This window comes from Mycolicibacterium sp. 624, assembly GCF_040548615.1.
Taxonomy (GTDB): domain Bacteria; phylum Actinomycetota; class Actinomycetes; order Mycobacteriales; family Mycobacteriaceae; genus Mycobacterium.
On record NZ_JBEPRZ010000008.1, the window covers coordinates 248,774 to 271,219 of the forward strand.

The 22,446-nt window shown below is 66.6% G+C and carries 21 protein-coding genes and 1 tRNA gene; 5 read left to right on the top strand and 17 right to left on the bottom strand.

Features of this window, described 5'->3' with window-relative positions:
* Window positions 1-38: 38 nt before the first annotated feature.
* On the bottom strand, window positions 39-350 hold the full coding sequence (locus tag ABIA65_RS27875; RefSeq protein ID WP_241404788.1) for a hypothetical protein: 312 nt from the start codon (window positions 348-350) through the stop codon (window positions 39-41).
* Window positions 351-525: 175 nt separating this feature from the next.
* Here ABIA65_RS27875 and ABIA65_RS27880 point away from each other — a divergent pair, with 175 nt between their 5' ends.
* The 3 genes from ABIA65_RS27880 to ABIA65_RS27890 are packed head-to-tail and all read left to right on the top strand — an operon-like array spanning window position 526 to window position 2,812.
* Window positions 526-1,497, top strand: a complete 972-nt coding sequence (locus ABIA65_RS27880; protein WP_354525577.1) for a YncE family protein — start codon at window positions 526-528, stop codon at window positions 1,495-1,497.
* Window positions 1,494-1,751, top strand: coding sequence for a DUF5703 family protein (locus ABIA65_RS27885; RefSeq protein ID WP_241404786.1), 258 nt, complete (start codon window positions 1,494-1,496; stop codon window positions 1,749-1,751). The genes ABIA65_RS27880 and ABIA65_RS27885 overlap by 4 nt, the downstream gene beginning before the upstream one ends.
* Window positions 1,751-2,812 (top strand): quinone-dependent dihydroorotate dehydrogenase, encoded by a 1,062-nt coding sequence (locus ABIA65_RS27890; protein WP_241404785.1) that lies wholly within the window; start codon window positions 1,751-1,753, stop codon window positions 2,810-2,812. Before ABIA65_RS27885 ends, ABIA65_RS27890 begins: the two co-directional genes overlap by 1 nt.
* 18 nt (window positions 2,813-2,830) lie before the next feature.
* Here the strand turns inward: ABIA65_RS27890 and ABIA65_RS27895 are convergent, their stop codons facing one another.
* From ABIA65_RS27895 to ABIA65_RS27905, 3 genes are all read right to left on the bottom strand, one after another.
* On the bottom strand, window positions 2,831-2,953 hold the full coding sequence (locus ABIA65_RS27895; protein ID WP_256462141.1) for a hypothetical protein: 123 nt from the start codon (window positions 2,951-2,953) through the stop codon (window positions 2,831-2,833).
* 173 nt (window positions 2,954-3,126) lie between these two features.
* Window positions 3,127-3,654, bottom strand: a complete 528-nt coding sequence (locus tag ABIA65_RS27900) for a YbhB/YbcL family Raf kinase inhibitor-like protein (protein ID WP_241404784.1) — start codon at window positions 3,652-3,654, stop codon at window positions 3,127-3,129.
* A gap of 47 nt (window positions 3,655-3,701) precedes the next feature.
* Entirely contained in the window at window positions 3,702-5,045 is a 1,344-nt protein-coding gene (locus ABIA65_RS27905; RefSeq protein ID WP_241404783.1) for a M20/M25/M40 family metallo-hydrolase, read from the bottom strand.
* Between the two features lie 69 nt (window positions 5,046-5,114).
* Between ABIA65_RS27905 and ABIA65_RS27910 the strand changes: the two genes are divergently transcribed.
* Window positions 5,115-5,200: transfer RNA gene (locus ABIA65_RS27910), tRNA-Leu, on the top strand.
* Between the two features lie 4 nt (window positions 5,201-5,204).
* On the opposite strand, the gene ABIA65_RS27915 is transcribed toward ABIA65_RS27910, so the two are convergent.
* On the bottom strand, window positions 5,205-6,299 hold the full coding sequence (locus tag ABIA65_RS27915; protein ID WP_354525578.1) for an alpha/beta hydrolase fold domain-containing protein: 1,095 nt from the start codon (window positions 6,297-6,299) through the stop codon (window positions 5,205-5,207).
* A gap of 28 nt (window positions 6,300-6,327) precedes the next feature.
* A complete protein-coding gene (locus tag ABIA65_RS27920; RefSeq protein ID WP_241404781.1) occupies window positions 6,328-6,627 on the bottom strand; it encodes a hypothetical protein in 300 nt (99 codons plus the stop codon).
* Window positions 6,628-6,694: 67 nt separating this feature from the next.
* Here ABIA65_RS27920 and ABIA65_RS27925 point away from each other — a divergent pair, with 67 nt between their 5' ends.
* On the top strand, window positions 6,695-7,444 hold the full coding sequence (locus ABIA65_RS27925) for a class I SAM-dependent methyltransferase (RefSeq protein ID WP_354525579.1): 750 nt from the start codon (window positions 6,695-6,697) through the stop codon (window positions 7,442-7,444).
* An 18-nt stretch (window positions 7,445-7,462) separates the two neighbouring features.
* Here ABIA65_RS27925 and ABIA65_RS27930 read toward each other — a convergent pair whose 3' ends face one another.
* The 11 genes from ABIA65_RS27930 to ABIA65_RS27980 form a co-directional block, all read right to left on the bottom strand.
* On the bottom strand, window positions 7,463-7,924 hold the full coding sequence (locus ABIA65_RS27930; protein WP_241404779.1) for a nuclear transport factor 2 family protein: 462 nt from the start codon (window positions 7,922-7,924) through the stop codon (window positions 7,463-7,465).
* A gap of 10 nt (window positions 7,925-7,934) precedes the next feature.
* Window positions 7,935-8,801: an alpha/beta fold hydrolase gene (locus tag ABIA65_RS27935; RefSeq protein ID WP_354525580.1), complete on the bottom strand. Its 867-nt coding sequence runs from the start codon at window positions 8,799-8,801 to the stop codon at window positions 7,935-7,937.
* A gap of 93 nt (window positions 8,802-8,894) precedes the next feature.
* Window positions 8,895-9,464, bottom strand: coding sequence for a TetR/AcrR family transcriptional regulator (locus tag ABIA65_RS27940; protein WP_354525581.1), 570 nt, complete (start codon window positions 9,462-9,464; stop codon window positions 8,895-8,897).
* Between the two features lie 57 nt (window positions 9,465-9,521).
* On the bottom strand, window positions 9,522-13,298 hold the full coding sequence (locus ABIA65_RS27945) for a bifunctional nitrate reductase/sulfite reductase flavoprotein subunit alpha (protein ID WP_502919625.1): 3,777 nt from the start codon (window positions 13,296-13,298) through the stop codon (window positions 9,522-9,524).
* A 67-nt stretch (window positions 13,299-13,365) separates the two neighbouring features.
* A complete protein-coding gene (locus tag ABIA65_RS27950; protein ID WP_354525583.1) occupies window positions 13,366-14,817 on the bottom strand; it encodes a nitrate/nitrite transporter in 1,452 nt (483 codons plus the stop codon).
* Between the two features lie 193 nt (window positions 14,818-15,010).
* Window positions 15,011-15,784, bottom strand: a complete 774-nt coding sequence (locus ABIA65_RS27955) for a DUF1206 domain-containing protein (RefSeq protein WP_241404774.1) — start codon at window positions 15,782-15,784, stop codon at window positions 15,011-15,013.
* A 140-nt stretch (window positions 15,785-15,924) separates the two neighbouring features.
* Window positions 15,925-18,246 carry a beta strand repeat-containing protein gene (locus tag ABIA65_RS27960; RefSeq protein ID WP_354525584.1) on the bottom strand — a complete coding sequence of 774 codons (2,322 nt, stop codon included), beginning with the start codon at window positions 18,244-18,246 and terminating at the stop codon, window positions 15,925-15,927.
* Window positions 18,247-19,001: 755 nt separating this feature from the next.
* On the bottom strand, window positions 19,002-19,391 hold the full coding sequence (locus tag ABIA65_RS27965; RefSeq protein WP_354525585.1) for a universal stress protein: 390 nt from the start codon (window positions 19,389-19,391) through the stop codon (window positions 19,002-19,004).
* Complete coding sequence (locus ABIA65_RS27970; protein WP_241404771.1) at window positions 19,388-20,926, bottom strand: tripartite tricarboxylate transporter permease; 1,539 nt, start codon at window positions 20,924-20,926, stop codon at window positions 19,388-19,390. The genes ABIA65_RS27965 and ABIA65_RS27970 overlap by 4 nt, the downstream gene beginning before the upstream one ends.
* Window positions 20,926-21,444 carry a tripartite tricarboxylate transporter TctB family protein gene (locus tag ABIA65_RS27975; RefSeq protein ID WP_241404770.1) on the bottom strand — a complete coding sequence of 173 codons (519 nt, stop codon included), beginning with the start codon at window positions 21,442-21,444 and terminating at the stop codon, window positions 20,926-20,928. The genes ABIA65_RS27970 and ABIA65_RS27975 overlap by 1 nt, the downstream gene beginning before the upstream one ends.
* Window positions 21,441-22,442 (bottom strand): Bug family tripartite tricarboxylate transporter substrate binding protein, encoded by a 1,002-nt coding sequence (locus ABIA65_RS27980; RefSeq protein ID WP_354525651.1) that lies wholly within the window; start codon window positions 22,440-22,442, stop codon window positions 21,441-21,443. The genes ABIA65_RS27975 and ABIA65_RS27980 overlap by 4 nt, the downstream gene beginning before the upstream one ends.
* Window positions 22,443-22,446: the final 4 nt, after the last annotated feature.

Below are 22,446 nucleotides of genomic sequence, written 5' to 3' on the forward strand. Positions count from 1 at the left end.
GACGTCGATCACGCCGACGACCGTACCGTGAGCTGGGGTCAGCGACCCGGACGCGGCACCGGTTGAGCCTGCGCGACGGCATCGCGCACCGCGGCGCCGAGGCTGCGCTCATCGGTGGTGTCGACGTGGACCAGACTGCGGGTGGAGGTCGCGACCACATCCTCGACCTGGGGCACCGGGCCGAGGATCCGCGGTCGATAGACCTCAAGGCGCAATGTGCCGCGATCGACCTGGAAGGAGAAAGTCCTACCGTCGCCGACCCTGCCAAAGCCACTCGCGAACAGACCCGTTGAGATGTCCTCGAGGGCGAACTCGTCGCTCTTCGCTTCCCTATCGGTCGCAAGGGTCATGTTCGGAACCGTACCGTTGCATCCACCGCGTGGCGACGCGGATGCGAATAAGCGGTGAACACGAGCTTGCCTAGACTTGCCCAAACCTGCCCATCAGTACGCACATATCGAGAGCTACCCTTTGCCACATCTTCGAAAACTCGCGAATCGTCTCGCTCACAGTGCACTGCTGACTGTGATCGTGGTTGCCGGGGCGGCGTGCTCCCAGAAGCCGGGCGACGCGCCGCCGCCGACCATCATCCCCGCTTCGGCCGCGGCGTCCCCTGCCGTCACACAAGCCCCAGCCGGAACCGTGCGCCCGCTGGGGCCGGGCCTGACCAGCGTCTTCGATGAGGGCACGCGAACTCTGGCGGTATTGAGCAGCGATTCCGCCGGCCAATCCGTCCTGACGGCCTTCGGACCCGCCGGGCCACCCCGGACCGTGCCACTGCCGGGTGCCGCGACGGCACTGGCGGGCGACGGGGAAGGCACCGTGTACGCGTCGACGCGGGGTGGCTACGTGCGCATCGACCTCGCCGACGGTGCTGTAGCGCAGTTCGGAGTCGATGACGCCGCCGACGTCGACTTCACGGCGATCACCCGGCGCGGCGATGGCACCGTGGTCCTCGGCAGTGCCGATGGAGCGGTGTACACGCTGGGCGACGACACCGCGGTAAAGGCGCGGCTTCAGATCTTCGCGCGAGTGGACGCGCTTGCCGCACAAGGCGACACGGTCATCGTGCTGGATCGCGGCCAGACCTCGGTGACGTCGGTCGACGCCGCGGGCACCAAGGCCGAGCACGCACTGCGCGCCGGCGAGGGCGCCACGACCATCGCCACGGACACCGCGGGCCGGGTGCTGGTCGCCGACACCCGCGGCGAGGCGCTGCTGGTGTTCGGCACCGACCCGCTCATGCTGCGGCAGCGCTACCCGGTGAGCGGCGCGCCCTACGGGCTGGCGGGATCCTCAGGGCTGGCCTGGGTGTCGCAGACCGCGACGAACAGCGTCGTTGGTTACGATCTGGCCACCGGAATACCCGTCGAAAAGGTGCGCTATCCAACCGTGCAGCAACCGAACTCCCTGGCCTTCGATGACGATTCCGACACCCTGTACGTGGTGTCGGGGTCGGGAGCGGGCGTGCAGGTGATCACGGGGGCCTCGCGGTGACGGCACTTGGGCGGGGCCGGATGCCCGCGGCATGGGAGTCCGAGCTGTCCGACGACTTCGACTGGATTCCGCTGCGCCTTCCGCCCGACGTGACCCGCGTTTCCGCCTCCACCCGGCTGTCGATCGAGGCCGAGTACCGCGGTTGGGAACTCACCCGCGTGCGGCTCTACACCGACGGAAGCCGACGGGTTCTGCTGCGGCGTAGAAAGACCGCAGCAGACCGCCTCCTCGTCGGCGATCTGCCGGGCACCTGATGTACGCACTGCTGCGCCGAATCCTGTTCCTGGTCGATCCCGAGCGGATTCACACCGCGATATTCGCCCTGTTTCGGGCGCTCACCGGTACCCGGCCGCTGCGTCGCGGCCTGAACAGATACCTGGGTGCGGGCGACCCGATCCTGGCGTCCACCGTGTTGGGCGTGCGCTTCCCCGGCCCGCTGGGGCTGGCGGCCGGATTCGACAAGGACGGCACCGGCCTCAATTCCTGGGGCGCCCTGGGTTTCGGCTACGCCGAGATCGGCACGGTGACCGCACAGGCACAGCCGGGTAACCCGAAGCCACGTTTGTTCCGGCTGCCCGACGACCGCGGGCTGCTCAACCGGATGGGGTTCAACAACCACGGCGCAGGCGAACTGGCCCTGCGACTGAGCCGCAACACCGCCGACGTGCCGATCGGGGTGAACATCGGCAAGACCAAGACCACCCCGCCCGAGGACGCCGTCGCCGACTACGCCGAGAGTGCCCGCCTGGTGGGCCCGTTGGCGGCATACCTGGTGGTGAACGTCTCGTCCCCGAACACGCCGGGGCTGCGCGATCTGCAGGCCGTGGAGTCACTGCGCCCGATCCTGTCGGCGGTGCGGGCAGAGACCACCACACCCGTCCTGGTCAAGATCGCGCCGGACCTGTCCGACGCCGACATCGACGAGATCGCCGATCTGGCGGTAGAACTCGGGCTGGCGGGCATCGTCGCGACCAACACCACGATATCGCGCGACGGCCTGCTGACCCCGGGTGTGGCCGAACTGGGCGCAGGCGGGGTGTCCGGCGCGCCAGTCGCCCAGCGGTCCGCGGAGGTGCTGCGCAGGCTGTACCGCCGCGTCGGTGACCGTCTCGTCCTGATCAGCGTCGGCGGCATCGAGACGGCCGACGACGCGTGGGAGCGCATCGTGTCGGGGGCATCACTGGTGCAGGGCTACACGGGCTTCATCTACGGTGGCGGCCTGTGGCCCAAGCACATTCACGACGGCATCGCCCAGCGGCTCCGCCAGGGTGGCTTCGCGACGCTGGCCGACGCCGTCGGATCGGCAATCGACTAGCCGTTTAATCGCTCAGGCTCAGCCCTTGCGCTTCCGGACGAGTTCACCCGCCTCGGCGCCGCGTTCACGCTTCTCTGCGCGGCGTTCCTTGATCGACTGCGCGGGCTTCTTCAGATTCTTACCGGGCTTCTTGTCAGCCATTGTCGCTCCTGTTTTCGAAGTGGCAATCACTCAGCCGCGACCATACGTCAGTTTCCAGAAAAAGCCAGTCGCCCAGTCAATTCGAGCTGTCCTACCGCGCCGAACGTGAAGGTCTTTGCGAGTTTTGAGCGGCGTTTCGCAATCTTCTTCACGTTGGGCGGGCTAGGGCCGGGCTACTTCTGCTCGTACGTGCCGTGGATGACCGCGCGTGCGATGGCGTGGCCGAACAGGTTGAACCCCAGGTATGCCGGTGTGGCGCCCTCAGGCAGATCCAGCTTCTCCACGTCGACGGCGTGCACGGCGATGAAGTAGCGGTGCGGCCCGTGCCCTGCGGGCGGTGCGGCGCCGATGAAGCGCTTCAGGCCCGCGTCGTTCGCCAGCGTGACGGCATCGCCCGGGAAGCCGCTGTGGCTGCCGTCGCCGACGCCTGCGGGGAGGTGAGTGACCGTGGCGGGCAGATTGGCCACCGCCCAGTGCCAGAAGCCCGATCCGGTCGGCGCGTCGGGGTCATAGACGGTGACGGCGAAGCTGCGGGTCTCCTCGGGGAATCCCGACCAGCTCAGGTCCGGCGACACATCCGATCCCCCGGCCCCCATGATTCCGCTGACCTGATCGTTGGCGAGTGGCTGACCGTCGGTGACGTCCTTGCTGGTGAGCGTGAACGTGGGCAGCTGCGGAAGATTGTCGTACGGGGTGCTCATGTGTTTCCTCTCGGTGGTGACTGCGGGGGGTGATGCGTGATGAATGGTCAGCAGTTGCGCAGGAAGTGCTCGAGAACCCTGGTGCCGAACTCGAGTGCATCGACGGGTACCCGTTCGTCGACGCCGTGGAACAACGACGCGAAGTCCAGGTCCGGCGGCAGGCGCAGTGGCGCGAACCCGAAGCAGCGAATCCCCAAGCGCACGAACGCCTTCGCGTCGGTTCCCCCGGACAGCATGTAGGGCACGGTGCGCGCCTCGGGGTCGATCGCGAGCAGCGCGGCGTTCATGGCGTCGACCAGATCACCGTCGAAGGTCGTCTCCACTGACGGCAGGTCGCGCTCCCACGTCTTGGTGACGTGTGGGCCGATCAGCTCGTCGACCTCGCGTTCGAAGGCCTCCCGGCGGCCCGGCAGCACGCGGCAGTCGATGACGGCCTCGGCGGTCGCCGGAATGACGTTGGCCTTGTAGCCGGCCTTGAGCATGGTCGGGTTGGCCGTGTCGCGCAGTGTCGCGCTGACGATGCGGGCGATGTCGCCGAGCTTGGCGATGGCGCCTTCGAGATCGGGTGAGTTGACGTCGAACTCGTAGCCGGTCTCCTCCCCGACGGCGGTGAGGAACTGCGCGACAGGCTCAGTGAGCACCAGCGGGAACTGGTGGCGCCCGAGCCGGGCCACCGCCTCGGCGACCGCGGTGACCGCGTTGTCGTCGTGCACCATCGAGCCGTGGCCGGCGCGACCGCGCGCGGACAGCCGCATCCACGCGATGCCCTTCTCCGCGGTCTCGATGAGGTAGAGCCTGCGCTCACCGCCGTCACGGGTGGGCACCGTCAGTGAGAAGCCACCGACCTCGCCGATCGCCTCGGTGACGCCCTCGAACAGGTCCGGCCGATTGTCCACCAGCCATTGGCCGCCGTACTTGCCGCCGTGCTCCTCATCGGACAGGAACGCGAACACGAGGTCACGCGGCGGGGTGATACCTGCCCGCTTGAAGCGCCGGGCCACGGCGATCGTCATGCCGACCATGTCCTTCATGTCGACCGCGCCGCGGCCCCACACGTAGCCGTCCGCCACGGCCCCGGAGAACGGGTGCACGCTCCAGTCCGCGGGTTCGGCGGGGACGACGTCGAGGTGGCCGTGGATCATCAGCGCGCCACGCTCGGGGTCGGCACCGCGAAGCCTCGCGAACACGTTGCCTCGGCCGGGAGCCCCCGCCTCGATGTACTCGGTCTCGAAGCCGGCCTCCTCGAGTTTCGCGGCCACCCAGCGCGCGCACTCGGCCTCGCCCTTGGTGGTCTCGGGGTCGCCGGTGTTGGAGGTGTCGAACCGGATCAACTCGCTGACGAGGTCGACCACCTCGTCAATTGCCTCCGGATATGCAGTCACAGTCACCATTCGTACCACTGGTGCACCCACCGGGTTTGGGTCCGGGGTATCCGATCCGTTAGCCTTAGGCGCTCGCTTGTCCGAGTGGCGGAATGGCAGACGCGCTAGCTTGAGGTGCTAGTGCCCTATTAACGGGCGTGGGGGTTCAAGTCCCCCCTCGGACACTCATCATTGAAGTACGGCGGCCCGGCTCACGCCGGCCGCGAAGGCCGTCACATCGGCCAGCGCCCGCTCGAACACTTCGGGCAGCGCGGCGGCGGCCAGTAGCTCTCCCGCATGACTGACACCGTTGTAGGTGTGGCCGGTCGCGATGACGTTGGCCCGCTGCAGCGCACGCAGGTACGCCAACCCCTCGTCGCGCAGCGGATCCAGTTCGTCGGTGGTGATGACGTGCGGAGGCAGGCCCTCCAGGTCGGCAGTAGTGGCGTAGTACGGCCACGCCAGCGGGTCGCGGGCGTGCTCACCCGTCGGGTCGTAGACCGCGGCCATCACCGTCATGACGCTGGCCCCCAGAAAGTAGCCGTCGTTCTCGATCAACGACGGCAGCGCCGGATCGGGTGCGTCGTAGCCGCCGAAGATGAACGGCACCTGGGCGTAGACGCCGTCGATCCGGTCCAGTCGTCCCTCCCGCTTGGCCTTCAGCGTCGTCGCGAGCGACAGATTGCCGCCGCCGGACTCACCGGTCACCACGATCGATGACAGCCCGAGATCGTCGCGGTGGGCGTGCATCCAGTCAAGCGCGCTGGCGCAGTCGTTGAGCCCGGCCGGGTAGGGATGTGGACCGAGTGCGCCTGCGGAGTTGCGGAACTCGACCCCCACCACGACGCAGCCACGTTCGGCCAACCTGGTCCGCCAGACGGCGGCGGTGCCGGCCGCCAGGATCGCCATACCGCCGCCGTGCAGGTGCAGCAGACCGGGCAGCGGCCCCGACGCGCCGACGGGCCGGTCGATGTACAGCGTGATGTCGTTGCCGTCGACACCCGAGATGTTCTCGACCCTGGACTCGACTCCCTCAGCCTTGCGCACGTCGGCGAGCAATGCGGCGAACACACCGTCGAAGGCCTGCTCGCTGGCAGCGGCGACGGCCAGCAGCTCCTCGACCGGCGACTGTCTGTCGACCGGGAGTGGTGGCGCGGTCACGTCGAGACCGAACGGCGCGAACAGGGCGACCATCCTGGGATCCGATCGTGGATCGGTGCGGAGTTCGAGCGTCGGATCACCAAGGCGGCCAGGCAGTTTCACGTCGATTGGGGGTTCAGTCATGGTCGCGACCGTACCCCGGCGAGCGGTGCTACGTCTGCGACATCACCACTTCGTCGTCACCGTCGGCGCAGATCAACACGATCGGCCTGACGTCGGCGGGGGCGGTGTAGCAGTCGAAGCGCCCAATGAACTGAACCCTCTCGCCGGCCCAGTCGTAGCCGTCGACGGCCGCCGATGCCTCCACACAGGTCGCGGCTCCCCCCACCTCGACCAGATGCCCCTCCGGTGCGGGACACGCCTGGTAGCCGGGCAGGGCTGACGCGGTCGGGGCGACGGTGATAGCCGCTGCCGCACACAGCACCGGCAGGGCCAGCCCAAAGATCCTCATCGGCAAATGGTGACACCCGGGCGGGCATCACGGCGCCGAACCCGTGGAGTCCGCCAGGATGGACCCCATGACGTCGCTGCCAGATGATCGAGCAGATCCCGTTGTTCCGGCCCGCGCGAACGACTACGACGCCTTCGCCGAGGCGTACTCAGCCGAGAACGAGGCCAGCCTCTACAACGCCTATTACGAACGGCCCGCGATGCTGGAACTCGCCGGGGATGTGGCCGGCAGGCGGATCCTCGACGCGGGCTGCGGCTCGGGCCCCCTGTCCATGGCGTTGCGCGATCGCGGGGCCGTGGTGACCGGCATCGACGCGAGCGCCGGGATGCTTGGGCTGGCCCGGCGGCGCCTCGGCGCCGACGTGGACCTGCAGATCGCCGACCTGGCCGACCCGCTGCCCTTCCCCGATGGCGAGTTCGACGACGTCGTCGCGTCCCTGGTGTTGCACTATCTGGAGGACTGGGGGCCGACACTTGCCGAGCTGCGGCGCGTGCTCACAGCGGGCGGCCGACTGCTCGTCTCGGTCGACCATCCCTTCGTGGCCTACGGCATCCAACGCCTGGCCGGGCACAGTGCCGATTACTTCCAGACCTACACATGGGACTTTGACTGGACCATGGGCGGCCAGACCGTCCCGATGCGCTTCTGGGCCCGGCCGCTGCATGCGATGACCGACGCCTTCACCGCCGCGGGCTTTCGCATCTCCGTCATCAGCGAGCCGCAGCCCGCGCCGGCCGCCCGCGAGCTGTTCCCCGAGGAATACCGAGCCCTCACTACCGGCCCGAGCTTCCTCTTCTTCGTGCTGCAGCGCGGCTGACTGCCGTCGGGCGGCACGTCACCACAGCGGAATGTCCTGGCCGTGTTCGGTTTCCGGCCGTGGACCGAAGTGGCGACGCTCTGATTCGTCAATTCGGAGGTCGTTGATGCTCGCCTCCCGTCTCGACATCAGACCGGCCGGAGTGAACTCCCACAGCTCGTTGCCGTAGCTGCGATACCACTGCCCGGCTGCGTCGCGGCATTCGTACTGGAACCGCACACTGATCCGATTGCCGTGAAAGTCCCACAGGCTCTTTCGCAACGCATACTCGAGTTCGCGCTCCCACTTCTGCGTCAGGAACGCCACGATCTGCTGACGACCAACGATGTGCTTGTCACGGTTGCGCCACTGCGAGTCGGGTGTGTACGCCAGGCTCACCCGGTGCGGGTCGCAGGTGTTCCATGCGTCCTCCGCAGCCTGCACCTTCTGTGTGGCGGTCTCAAGGGTGAATGGCGGGAACGGCTGACGACCTTCGTCCATGGTCTCAGTCTCACACCGCACGGAGGAGGTTGCGCATCAACGCGGCGATCTCGTCACCGTGGGTCTCCAGGGCGAAGTGTCCGGCGTCGAGCAGATGGATCTCGGCGTTGGGCAGGTCGCGGCGGAACGCCTCCGCGCCAGCGGGGCCGAAGATCTCGTCGTTGCGGCCCCATGCCACCAGGGTCGGCGGCTGATGGGTGCGGAAGTACTCCTGGAATGCGGGGTAGGCGTCGAGGTTGAACTGATAGTCCCAGAACAGTTGCAGCTGGATCGCAGCGTTTCCGGGTCGATCCAGGCCGGCCTGATCCAGTTGCCAGGCCTCTGGCGCGATGCGCTCCAATCTGTCGGCAGGCACGCCGTGCGTGTACTGCCAGCGAGTCGCATTGGCACCCAACAGCTCGCGCGTCGCCGCCTCGTTGGCGGCGCGATCCTTGGCGTGGGCGAACAGGGTGTCCCAGAACGGGGTGAAACCCTCCACATACGCGTTGCCACTCTGGCTTATCAGCGCACTCACCCGCTCGGGTGACCGGCTGGCGATGCGCAGCCCGATGGGCGCACCGTAGTCCTGGATGTAGAGGGCGAAGCGCTGAAGACCCAGTTGATCGAGCAGGCCCTCCACGACGCGGGTGAGATTGTCGAAGCTGTAATCGAACTCGTCGACTGAGGGCGCCGCGGAGTTGCCGAAGCCGATGTAGTCCGGCGCGATCAGGTGGTATTCGTCGGACAGCTCCGCCATCAGCGTGCGAAACATGTGCGAGCTGGTCGGAAACCCATGCAGGAGAACCACTGTCGGATTCGCGGGGTCGCCGGCCTCACGGTAGAACACCTCCCAACCCTCAACCGTCGTCGTCCTGAATCGAGTGGCAAAGGCAGTCATCACAGCATCCCTCGGTGTCGGTAGGCCGGAGAACCAACGTTCTCCCACGGACGAGCATAGGAGAACGTACGTTCTCTGGCAAGGCCGGTGTGGCTAGTCGGCGCGCTGCGCGGCTGCGAGCACCGCAGTCGCCGCACTGCGAGCCGAGTCCGCAGCCTCGGCACCACTGTCATAGATGGCGGCGGCGACCATCGCCCCGTTGGCGAGGATCGCGAGTTGGTCGGCGACATCGCGCGCGAGACCGCACGCTTCGGCGAGTTCGGCCAGGTAGTCCCGCAGTGCGAGTTTGTGGCACCGCGCGATCCGCTGGACGTCGTCGGACGTACCGCCTAGCTCGCCGACCGAGTTGATGAACATGCAGCCGCGGAAGCTGGGTTGGGCGAACCACTCGGCCAAGTAGTCGAAGACCGCGAGGACCCGATCTGTCGGGTCATCGGCCCGGCCCTCCACGAAGGCGGCCATGGCCCGACGCACATCGCCGTCGCGCTGCTCGAGTACCGCCGAAACCAGCTCGCTCTTGGATGGGAAGTACTGGTAGAGCCGCTTCAGGGAGACGCCGGCGGCATCACGAATGGCGTCCATTCCGACGGCCTGTATCCCACGTTCGTTGAACAACCGATCCGCGGCGGCGAGCACCTGGTCCCTGTCCGACCCGTCCGGCACGGCATCCCCTAACGCTGAGAATTGTCGTTCTCCATGCTAGCGGTGCGGCGCACGACCTCAGTAGACGTCGCGGACGTAGCGTTTCGTCGCGACGAGTTCACGCTTGTAGTCACGCGCGGCCGAGTCCGACAGACGGCCGTGGGTACGGATGATCGCCGTCAACGTGTCGTCGACGTCCTTGGCCATCCGACTCGCGTCGCCGCACACGTAGAGGTGCGCACCGTCCTCGAGCCAACGCCACACGTCTGCGCCGTAGTCGGACATCTTGTGCTGCACGTAGACCCGGCGCGCCTGATCCCGGGAGAAGGCCAGGTCCAGACGGTTCAACAGGCCGTCGCGCACCATGTCCTCGAGATCGTCGCGGTAGTAGTAGTTCTCGGCGCGGTGCTGTTCGCCGAAGAACAGCCAGTTCGGCCCCTGATGCCCGAGCGCGCGACGCTCCTGCAGGAAACCGCGGAACGGGGCGACGCCCGTGCCCGGGCCGACCATGATCATCGGCGTCGCGCCGTCCTCGGGAGGGCGGAAGTGCGGCGACGGCTGCAGGAACACCTCGGCGTGCGTGGCCCTGTCCGCCAGGAGGGTCGACGCCGCTCCTCCGCGCTGGACGCCCCGGGGGTTGCGGTAGCGGACCACCGACACCGTCAGCTGCACCTCGTGGGGACTCACCAGTGGGCTGGACGCTATCGAGTACGAGCGGGGGGTGAGCCGGACGAGGACGTCCTGCCACTCGACGGGGTCCGCGCGCACGGCGAACTCCTCGAGCACGTCGATGCCGTTGCGATTGTGCAGCCAGGCATCTCGGCTGGCCGATGATCTCGCCAGCATCCGTGCGGCCTTGCGGTCCCGGCACCGCTCGGCGACGAAGGTCAGCAGGTTGGGTGTCACCCGGCACAGATCGTAGGAGGACGTCAACGCGTCCCGCAGGGCGACATCCGTCCCGTCCAGGTGCACCGGTTCACTGCCGGACAGACCGGCGGCCGCCAGCCAGGCATCGACGACGGCGGGCGCATTGGTGACGTGGACGCCGAGTGCATCGCCGACGGAGTAGGTGACGTCGTGCTCGGAGATGTCGAAGCCGAACTGCCGCACCTCCTTGGCCGATCGCGGCGACGTCAGGAGGACGTTGCGGCTCAGAGGCACTCGCAGTGGCGCGGCTCGGGTGAACGGTTGTGGTCCGGCTGCGCGCGTGCTGCCAACGGCAGCGCTTGGCGCGGCGCCGGCGACATCGGTGGTCCCCAGAACCTGGACCACCCGGTCGGCCCACAGTGCCATGGGGTCGTCGTCGTAGACCTCGCACTCGGTGCGCTCGACAACGCTGCTGGCGCCGAGGTCGGTCAGCCTGCGGTCCAGCGACTTCGCGTGCCCACAGAAGTTGTCATACGACCTGTCGCCGATGCCGAACACCGCGTAGCGCACCCCTGCCAGGGTGGGCGCGTCGGGTGCCTCGAGCCGATCCCAGAAGTCGGCTCCGTTGTCGGGTGGGCCCCCGTCGCCGAATGTGCTCGTCACGATCACGACGTCGCGCCGGTCGGCGAGGTCGCCGAGGCTGGCGTCGTTCATCGCCAGCAGACGCGAGCCGTGCAGGCGCCCTGCCACGGTGGTCGCGAACTCCTCGGCATTGCCGGTCTGCGATGCCCACAGCACCAGCGGACCGTCCCCTGCGAGTTCACCGTCGCCGGCGGGCGCGGCGGCGACCCACAACCGCGCCGAGGTCGCCTCGACCGGCACCGGCACGAGCCGTACGGCGCACGCCTTGAACTCGGGTTGCAGCGACACCGGATCGACGGCGTCGTTCGTCAATGCGTTGATGGTGAGGTCGGTGCCGTGCTCGTCGTTCCAGTGAAACGGAGCGAAGCAGGTGCCGGTCAGCACCCGGTCGGTGACCACCGCGGGCAGCACGGACCGGCCCCGTCGCGAGGTCACCTCGACACGCGCACCGTCCGCGATCCCGAAACGAGCGGCGTCGTCGGGGTGTATCTCGACGAACGGTCCGTTGTCGAGCCTATTGAGCTTGTCGACCCGGCCGGTCTTGGTCATGGTGTGCCATTGGTGTTGCAGGCGACCGGTGTTCAGCACCATCGGGTAGTCGTCGTCGGGTAGTTCGCGGGCCTCCATGTGCGGGCGCGGGTGGAACACGGCACGGCGCGAGGGCGTCGGGAACGCGAGCCGCGGTGTGCGACCCGACTCGTCGGTGAACAGGTCCTGGCTCACACCGTCGTTGAGATAGCGGATGGGGTTGCGGTCGGAGGCTCCGCCCGGTGCCACGGGCCACTGCAGCGGTGTCTCCCGCAGTCGGTCATAGCTCGCGCCGCGAAGGTCGTATCCGGTACGCGGATTGGAGAACCGGCGGATCTCGTCGAAGATATCCTCGCTGGACTTGTACGCGAAGTCGGCGCCGAAGCCCATGTGCTCGGCGACACCGCAGATCAGCTCCCAGTCGGGTCTGGCCTGCCCCGGCGCGGGGAGCGACTGCGCCAACAGGGTGAGGTTGCGCTCGGAGTTCACCATCACCGCGTCGGCCTCGGCCCACAGCGCTGCGGGCAGCACGATGTCGGCGTACCGGTTGGTGGCGGTGTCGGCGTAGGCGTCCTGGGTGATGACGAGGTCGGCGGCCTCCAGTCCTTCGATGACCGTGCTCCGATTGGCGACCGTGGCAACGGGATTCGTACAGATGATCCAGCAGGCCTTGATATCGCCACCGCGCATCATGTCGAACATCTCGATGGTGCCCGGTCCCACATCGGTGCGGATCGTGTCGGGCGCCAGGCCCCACTGCTCCTCGACGAACGCGCGATCCTGGGTGGAGGTGACGGCCCGTTGCCCTGGCAGCCCCGGGCCCATGTAGCCCATCTCGCGGCCGCCCATGGCGTTCGGCTGTCCGGTCAGAGACATTGGCCCGCTGCCGGTCCGGCAGATCGCTCCGGTCGCGAGGTGCAGGTTGCAGATCGCGTTGGTGTTCCACGTGCCGTGCGTGCTCTGGTTGAGCCCCATGGTCCAGCAGGTCATCCACTCCCCTGCATCGGCGATCATCGTTGCGGCCGTGCGGATATCGTCCTCGTCAAGCCCCGTGATATCGGCAACGACGCTGGGCGGGTAATCGGCAAGGAACTCCGGCATCGCCTGCCAGCCCTCGGTGTGCTCGACGATGAAATCCTGATCAATGTCGCCGCGTTCGACCAACAGGTGCAGCAGTCCGTTGAGAAGCGCCAGATCGGTACCGGGCCTGATCGGCAGGTAGAGATCGGCGCGCTCAGCGGTGGTGGTACGCCGGGGATCCACGACGATCAATTTGGCACCCGCCTTGAGCCGGTCGGCCATGCGCAAGAAGAGAATCGGGTGGCAGTCGGCCATGTTCGAGCCGATCACGAAGAATAGATCGCTAGTGTCGAAGTCGGCGTAGGAGCCGGGCGGTCCGTCCGCACCCAGCGACTGCTTGTAACCCGTTCCCGCGCTTGCCATGCACAGCCGCGAGTTCGACTCGATGTGCACGGTGCGGATGAAACCCTTGGCCAGCTTGTTGGCCAGGTACTGGGCCTCGATCGACATCTGGCCCGACACGTAGAGCGCTATCGCGTCGGGGCCGTGCTCATCGCGGATCTCCCGCAGCCGGCGCCCCGCCTCGGCCACGGCCGTCTCGACGTCGACGGGTGCCGTCGCCTCCCCCCGTGCCGGCCGGACCAGCGCAGTACTCAGTCGACCGTCCGTGGCCGCCATCATCTCGGCGTGGGTCGCCCCCTTGGTGCACAGCCGACCGAAGTTACTGGGGTGCAGGCGGTCTCCAGACACCCGCGCGATGACGGGCAGACCCGACTGGGGGTCGGTCCGGGTCTCCACCGAGATCCCGCAACCGACCCCGCAGTACGAGCATGCGGTTCGCGTCGTCTGGGTCACGTGATTCCGATTAGCCCGCCGCGACCGGTGCGGGTGCCCGACCCACGGGCTCCTCGCTGACGGCACGGACCGACTGCATCCGCAGGAAGACGAACCAGGTCACCACCGCGCAGATCACATAGAACGCCAGGAACACCCAGAAGGCGTTCGTTGCCGACTTCGCCGAACCCACATATGACAGCCGCAGCGCCACATTGATGAACACCCCGCCGAGCGCCCCCACCGCACCGGCGAACCCGATCAGCGCACCGGACATGCTTCGTGACCAGGTGGCCTTGTCGTCCGGGGTCCAGCCGTCCTTGTCGGCGGCCTTCGCCTCGAAGATCGACGGGATCATCTTGTAGGTCGAGCCATTGCCGATGCCCGACAGGACGAACAACACGATGAAACCGACCACATAGCCCGTCATCTGGCTGTTGGTCACCGCACCGGTCATACCGTCGTCGATCATTCCGGTGACGACCAGGATGCCCGCGGCGAAGATCATCGCGACGAATGTGTAGAGCGTGATCTTGCCGCCACCGATCCGGTCGGCGAGCTTGCCGCCGAACGGCCGGGAGATCGAACCAAGCAGCGGCCCGATGAAGGAGATCGACGCCGCGTGCAGCGCGGCCTGCGCTGGGGTGTCGCCACCGGCGAGGAAGTTGATCTGAAGAACCTGGCCGAACGCGAACGAGAAGCCGATGAACGAACCGAACGTGCCGATGTAGAGGAAGCTCATCACCCAGGAGTGCTTGTAGCGCAAAGCTTCGACGAGGGCGCCGAGGTTGGACCTCTGGTTCTGCAGGTTGTCCATGAACAGTGCGGCGCCCAACGCGGCCACCCCGATCAGCACCAGGTAGATCGCGCAGACCAGTTCGGCTGCGGTGTTGCCCACCGTCGCGATCACCAGCAGACCGACGAGCTGGATCACCGGGACACCGATATTGCCGCCGCCTGCGTTGAGACCCAATGCCCAGCCCTTGAGCCGCTGCGGGTAGAACGCGTTGATGTTCGTCATCGACGAGGCGAAGTTGCCCCCGCCGAACCCCGCGAAGGCCGCCACGACCATGAACGTGGTGTAGGTCGTGCCCGGCGTCGTCATGGCCCACAGCGCCAGCACCGTCGGGATGAGCAACAGCAGCGCGCTGACGATCGTCCAGTTTCGGCCGCCGAACTTGGCAGGCGCCACCGTGTAGGGGATGCGCATGAACGCACCGACCAGCGTCGGCACGGCGACGAGGTAGAACTTGCCCGCCGCGTCGATGCCATAGACGGCCTGCGGCATGAACAGCACCATGACCGACCAGATCGACCACACCGAGAATCCGACGTGCTCGGCGACGATCGACCAGATCAGGTTTCGCTTGGCGACCTTGTCGCCACCCGCGTCCCAGGCCGCCACATCCTCGGCATCCCAGTGCTCGATATCGCGGCTCCGCCGCGGGTGCTCGATATCGCGGTTACGGGTCAGTCTCGACATTGTTGGCCTTTCAGCAGAGACGCGGTCTGCTCAAAGGTTTACGGGTTTGCGATGTTGGGTCCGTTGCGCAGCCGTGTCCGAGATGTCAACACCAACTCACGCAGTTCTGCGCGTGGAGTGCGCAATGGTATTCATCGCAGAAGCGTGTACGAAACGACGCCGAAACATACTGCGAGGTCGCGCGGCTTCGGTTCTACATGTCCGCGTAGCGACTGCGAACGAAGCCGTAGACCCCGTACGCGGCGAGGCCCACCGCGGCGAGGATCAGCAGGAACTTGCCGAACGGTGCAGCACCAATCGTCTTGACCGCCGCGTCGATGCCGGTGGCCTTCGATGGGTCCGATGTCATCGTGGCAACAATCACCAGCAGTCCTGCGCCAACGAGCACCACTCCCTTGGCGACGTATCCCGCGATGCCCAGCACAGTGATCACCGAGCCGCCCGACACCTCAAGGTCCTTCAGGAATCGCCTGGTGACGCCCTTGTACACGTGATAACCGCCGACTCCGATCACCACGAGTGCAATGAACACGAGCACACCGCTCCCCCACTCGGTCTGCATCATCCTGGCGCTCAGTCCGGCGTTCTGTTCACCGCTGGATTTTCCACTGCCCATAGCGAACTTGGCCGCGGAGAACGCCAGTGCTACGTGCACCGCCCCGATGGCACCTGCCTTGGCTCGATCCTTGACCTTGGTTTCGACGGCTGCCTCGACGATATGCCAGAGCCCCAGGGCGGCAAACACTGCAGCAGCCAGCCACAACATGACGGCGCCACCGGTTTGCGCGGAAAGTGCTGCGAGCGCGCCGGACTGGTCAGCACTTCCCGGGTCACCCAGCGCCAGGCGGAGCACGATCCAGGCCACCAGGAGATGCAGTATCCCGCTTGCGGCGAAGCCACTGCGCGCGGCCGACTCGAACCAGGCGTTGTCGTGAGCACCGGCTGCCGCCGCGCGAGTATCGACCATGTGCAGCGGACTACCCGGCCCGATCCACACGCCAAACCCCAAATTGACGTCAGCCGACGCAGCGCTATAGGAGATGGGTTGGCTTCGCGACACGACGATGGGCCCCCTTACCAGGAGGCCCATCACCGTGCTACGTGTTCCTAGGCGTCAGACCCGCCACCGGCGGATCCGCCCGCCGAACCACCCGAGCCGCCTGACTCACTGCTCGCGGAGGCGCTCGTCGCACCCGCCGACTGCGTGTCATCGGCGGCCGACGTGGCGCCGCTGCCACCACCGGCGTTGTTCGAACTCGGCGCCTTGGTCTTGGGCTTGACCTTGCCGCCGTCCTTGCTGGCGGTGCTTCCCGCCGTAGACCCCTTGGTGCTCGAACCCTTGGTATCCGAAGCCTCGTCGGTGTCCTTGGTGGTCGTGTCCTTGGCATCGGTGTCCGCGGTGTCCTTCGGAGCCGGATCAGTGGTGGCCCCCTTCTCGTCGGTCACCTTCTCGTCGGTCACCTTCTCGTCGGTCACTGACGTGTCGGTCACCGTCTCCTCGGCGGGGGCCAGCGCAACCCGGGCGACGGTCGGCGACTCCTCGACAACCTCGATGGTCGACGGGGCCTCGACAACCGGCGCCGGGGAAGACGGACCGGTGATGACTCCGACTGCGTCACCGACCGCGTTCTCCAACGTGTTACCGACATCGCCGACGGTCTTCACAATCCCGTTGCCTGCCGCGCCCAGACCCGCGATGGCCTGGTTGCCTGCGTCGCCGAAGCCGTTGACGGCGATGTTGCCCGTGTTGCCGATACCAGCGACCAGGTTCGTCCCCGCGAGTCCGAGACCCTTGACTCCCAGGTTCGCCGCATTCGAGATGCCGGCCACCACAGCCGAGACAGCCGCGACGTAGCTTGCCGGGTTCAGCGGATTGTTCATGACGGCGCCAAGAGCGGCCCCTGCGCCTGCGATCAGCGAGTTGCCGATGGCGCCCAGGGTCTGAATCACCGTGTTACCAAGTGCCCCAACGGTTGCGAGGGCCGAAATGCCAATCGCGCCGATCGTGGCGACGGTGGTGATGCCTGCCGCGCCGAGACCGGTGATGGCAGACAGACCTGCGCCGCCGAATCCGACGATGCCCTGCGTGAGCGCCGTTCCGACACCGCTGAGGAGCACCGTCACCGCGGTCCCGATATCCCCCGGTGTCACGGCGGTCGCGGACACGGCATTCGTCTCCGCGCCGCGAGCCAAGGGCGCCAATGGAGCCGGTGGTGAGGTGATCAGACCCAGCGCCGTGCCGATGGCGGTGGTGATGGTGCCCACGATGCCGCCGAGCGTCGCCACGGCGGTGTTACCGGCGCCTCCGATCGCCGAACCGAGCAGGTTTCCAACCGCTCCCGTGGTGCCGATGATCGCGGCGCCCGCAGCGCCGAGAGTCTGCACCAGCGTGCTGCCCGCCAGTCCGAGGTTGCTCACCAGCGAGTCGCCGACCGCACCAAGTCCCTGCACGGCGATGTTGCCCGCCGCACCCGCGCCCTGTACGGCCAGATTCAGCGCGGACCCGGCCCCTGTGACCAGGGTGCTCAGCGCCGTCGCATAACTCCCCGGATTCAGTGGGTTCGACAGAATGGTGCTGAGCGCGCCCAGGACAGTGTCTGCCACGGCGCCACCGGTGTTTCCGATGGCGCTAATTGCCGCGTTGCCGAAGTCTCCGACCGCCGAAATCAGCGCATTGCCAGTAACACCAATGCCATTCAGCGCCTGATTGACCGTTGTGCCGAGACCGCCGATGAGACCAACACCGGCAGCGCCGAAGCCGGCGAGTGCCGCGTTGCCCGCGCCACCGATACCAGCGACGAGTTGCGTGCCGACACTGCCAGCTCCAAGGAAGGCGTCATTGAGTGCGGTCGCGGCACCCGCGGCCAGCACACCGATGGCAGCGAGGATGTCTCCCGGCGCCAGAGCCGAAAGGGCGGCGACCGCTGCGCCGGCACCCAGGCTGTTGGCGATGGCACCAATGGTTGCCAGCGTCGTGTTGCCGATATTGCCGATCGTGGCGATGGCCTGCTCACCGATGGAACCGAGACCCGCCAGCCCCGTGCCCAATGCCGTGCCCGAACCCGTCAGGAGCAGCGCGAGTGCCGCTGGGTACGCCCCCGGATTCAACGGGTTGGACGCGATGGCCGCCAGCGCGCCGCCGCCAGTGGCACCGAGCACGTTGCCCACTCCGCCAACCGTGGCGAGCACCGTGTTGCCGATCCCGCCGATACCGGCGATGGCCTGCTGCCCGGCGAGACCCACGCCACCGACGAGGTCGGAGATCGCCGTCGCCAGGCTGGTCGGCGTGTAGTCCGCGTACACCGACGCGACGCTGTCGGCCTTGATACTCAGATCAGGCGCCGGTGCAGATATCGGACTGAGTGCGATCGCTGTTGCTCCGACGAGCGCAATGCCTGCCGAAAGAGGTGAACGGAGAGCTAGTTGCATGGCAACCCCCTAGATAGGAACCAACTCGATCAGCAAAAGTTACATGACCGCAACCTTGATCACCATTCATTTGCAATGAGACCTTTTGTACGGTTATTTGATCTTGAATTTCGTTTGCCAGGCCCCCAAGGGGGTGAATTCGCCCCTAGCTCCGATTGCGCACTTTCAGCAAATTAGGTAGAACTCCTGAATTTACCGAACTCACGGATTCAGCACATAATCATGCGAGATGACGAGGCCACCACCAGCGAATAGTTCGCAGATCGCACACTGCAGCAATGCTGCGATGCTTGATCGGCCTGCAGCGTGTGGACGTAACGGCATATCACCGGGCACCACCAATCGACTTCGCTGCCCCCACCCGCGTTCGCTCCTGACACGCGGCCGGCCACGCCACCCCTGGGGCAGTGCGCTACACGACATAGCGGGTGGTCAATGAACTTCGAGACCATCGGCATCACTTCGAGGCCAAATTCGGCCCAATGGCATCATTTTGGCGTTCGGCAGCACTCCCGCCGATCAACCTGGGCTTTAGACCGATCCCGACGCGTACTCAAGCCCGCCGCCGTTACACCGTTTGCGCACCCGTCAATTCTGCGATTCAGTCACAGTGTGCTGCACAGTGCCATTGATCAATGTCGAGATCTCCATGGCAAACAATTCAGGAGCGGTGTGTGTGACCGTCGGAACGGCTCCGGCGGGTGCCCATCACGTCGATGACTCGTAGGCCCGGCGCGTTGCTCCGCCCTCGTCCATCACTCGGCTGGTTTGACCGCGAGTACGGGTTTGGCGCACTCCAGCAGCACCCGCTGCGACACGCTGCCGAGCAGCAGCTTGCCGACCGGATTGCGGTGTTTCACCCCGATAACCAGTAACTCGGCATCGGCATGCTCCATCGCCGTCAACAGCTCCGTCGCGGCGTCCACGCCGACGGGTTGCGACCACTGCGACGGCACACCACACGTCGCAAGACGGGCCTGGACCTCGCGCACCCGATCGGGTTGGGCGAACGCCGGATCGGCATAGGCGTCACCCGCTGTCGAGTTGATCACCAACACGTCGGTGTCGCGCAATCTGGCCTCGGCGATGCCGTGATCCAACGCGGCCTGGCCGAAAGCGTCCGCGGTGTAGCCGATAACGATCATGCCTGGGCCTTCTCTCGTTGGTCCCTGTCGTCCTCGACGACGAGCAGGGTCTCCTCATCGCGGTGCAGCAGCCGCAGTATCAGCGGGACGATCAGGAGCACCGCCATCAGGACATAGGTGACGATCGCGACCGGCTCGGTGAACAGGCTGCTCCAGTCGCCTCCGCCGAGCTGCAGGCTTTGGCGCAGCTGGCGTTCAATACGCGGTCCGAGTATGACGCCGATGATCAACGGCAGCACCGGAAGTCCGAAGCGACGCATCATCAAGCCGAGCAGACCGAACAGGAGCAGCAGCGCCAGATCCAGCGGTTGCACGTTGACCGCGAACGCGCCCAGCGTGGCGAAGAAGAGGATGCCCGCGTACAGGTACGGCCGAGGGGTCCGCAACAACTTGGCCCACAGCGGCGCCAGGGGCAGGTTCAGCAGCAGGAGCAGCAGGTTGCCGATGAACAAGCTGGCGATGAGCGTCCAGATGAGCAGCGGCTCCTTCTCGAACAGCGTTGGGCCGGGCTGGATTCCGTACGAGACGAAGGCCGTCAGCATCACCGCGGCGGTGGCGTTGGTCGGCAGACCCAGCGACAGCATCGGCACCAGCGTGCCCGCCGCCGACGCGTTGTTCGCGGCCTCCGGACCGGCGACACCCTCGATGGCACCCTTGCCGAACTCCTCGGGATGCTTCGACAGCTTCTTCTCGGTGATGTAGCTCAGGAATGTCGGCAGCTCGGCACCGCCAGCGGGCAGCGCGCCGAACGGGAAACCGTATGCGGTACCGCGCAGCCATGGTTTCCAGGACCGCTTCCAGTCGTCGCGGCCCATCCACGGTCGACCCACCGGAATGACGTCAGACGGCCGTCGGCGCAGGTGCGCCGCGACCCACAACGCCTCGCCGAGAGCGAAGATCGCCACCGCGATCACCACGATGTCGATACCGTCGGACAGCTGCGGGATCCCGAACGTGGCCCGTGGCTGCCCGGTGAGGAAGTCGATGCCGACGATGCCGATGGCCAGCCCGAGAACCAGCGAGATCGCCCCGCGCAGCTTGGACGACCCGAGGACCGCTGTGACCGCCACCAGCGCGAAGAGCATGATCGCGAGATAGGACGGCGCGCCGAGGGTGACGGCGAACCGTGAGATGGCCGGCGCGAACGCAGCGAGTAGGACGGTGCCGATGGTGCCCGCCACGAACGAGCCGATCGCCGCGGTGGCCAACGCCTGCGCGGCACGGCCCGCCTTGGCCATCTTGTTGCCCTCTATCGCCGTGATCACCGACGACGACTCCCCCGGCGTGTTCAGCAGGATCGAGGTTGTCGAGCCGCCGTACATGCCGCCGTAGAAGATGCCGGCGAACATGATGAACGCAGCGCTTGGGCTGACGTTGTAGGTGATCGGCAGCAGCAGCGCCACCGTCATCGCGGGCCCGATGCCCGGAAGGACGCCGACCGCCGTCCCGAGTAGTACACCGATCACCGCGTACAGCAGGTTCATTGGGGTTGCGGCCTCGGCGAAGCCCTGCATGAGCCAGTCGAAGTTGTCCATTACAGAATCCCGTCCAAGATGCCTGCGGGCAGCGGGATTCCGAGCCCGGAGTAGAACGCATAGAAGCTGGCCAGCGCCAGGACCACCCCGATCACGATGTTGCGGACATAGTGCTTGCTGCCGAGAATCGTTGCCGCGCAGGCGAAGAAGATCGAACTCATGACGACCCATCCCAGCGGGTTCACCAACAGGATCATCGCGATGAACAGCGCCACCAGCAGGCTGACGGTGCGCCAGTCGCTCGGCATGTCCGGATCGATGTCCTCACCGGCGTCGGCCTCGCCCTTGGAACCGCGTGGAATCGCGACGGCCAGGATCAGTGCCAGCACGAGGGCCGTGACACCGATGACCATCGGGAAGAACTTTGGCCCAACGGGATCCACCTTGGCGAAGCCCTCCTGCAGCGTCAGTGCGCTGTAGACCAGGAACCCGCCGACGACCGCCAGCACGGCGACGACGATGTACTGCGCATAGTCGGGCCTGCGCTCCTCGCGCGAGCGTTCGTCGGTCGCGCTCATAGCAGGCCCAATTCGGTCAACGTTGACGACACCCGGTTGTCCTGGTCTTTCAGGAACTGTTCGAATTCCGCACCCGTCATGAATGCGTCGGTCCAGCCGTTCTTCACCAGGGCGTCCTTCCACTGCTGTGTGCCATGCATCTCCTCGAGCACCTTGACCATCGACTGTTTGGCGTTATCCGGGATCTCCGGCGGCGCAAGCACTCCACGCCAGTTGGCGAACGTCAGGTCGATACCCGACTCCTTCAGCGTCGGCGCGTCGATGCCCTCGACACGCTCCTCGCTGGAGACGCCGAGTACCCGAAGCTGACCCGCCTCGATTTGGTCGATGAGTTCGCCGGGGCTCGACGTGCCCACCGTGATCTTCTTGCCGAGTAGCGCGGTCAAGAGGTCACCACCACCGTCATAGGTGACGAAGTTGACGCTCTTGGGTTCGACGCCCACCGCCTTGGCCAATTCCATCGGGAACAGGTGATCGGGGCCCCCGGGTGACGATCCGCCGCCGATGGTGACCTTGGACGGGTCGGCCTTCCACGCCGTGACGAAGTCGGTCACCGTCTGGAACGGCGAGTCGGCGGGAACGAAGATGGCCCCCGGATCCTCAATCAACTTCGCAATGGCAGTCGCGTCCGACGCCTTGATATGCGACCCGTTGGTGTAGGTGGCGCCGACCACGCCGAGACCCATGGTCATCATGAGGTCGCCATTGCCGCGCTCGTTCATCAACCGGGCCATCGCCACGGTGCCGCCCGCGCCGAGCACGTTGAACACCTCGACGCGACCGGTGATGTCCTCGTCCTCCATGATCTTCACCGCGGTGCGGGCGGTGAGGTCGTAGCCACCGCCCGGGCTGTTCGGCACCATCATCCGCAGCCGATGCAGGCCGGCGGGATCATCGCCGCGGGTGACCCCGCAGGCCGTTGCGGTGACCACGACCAGGAGCAGGGCGGTCAGTCCCGCCCCCCACCCGGTCGCCCACCGTGGAAGTCTCGACACCATCGTC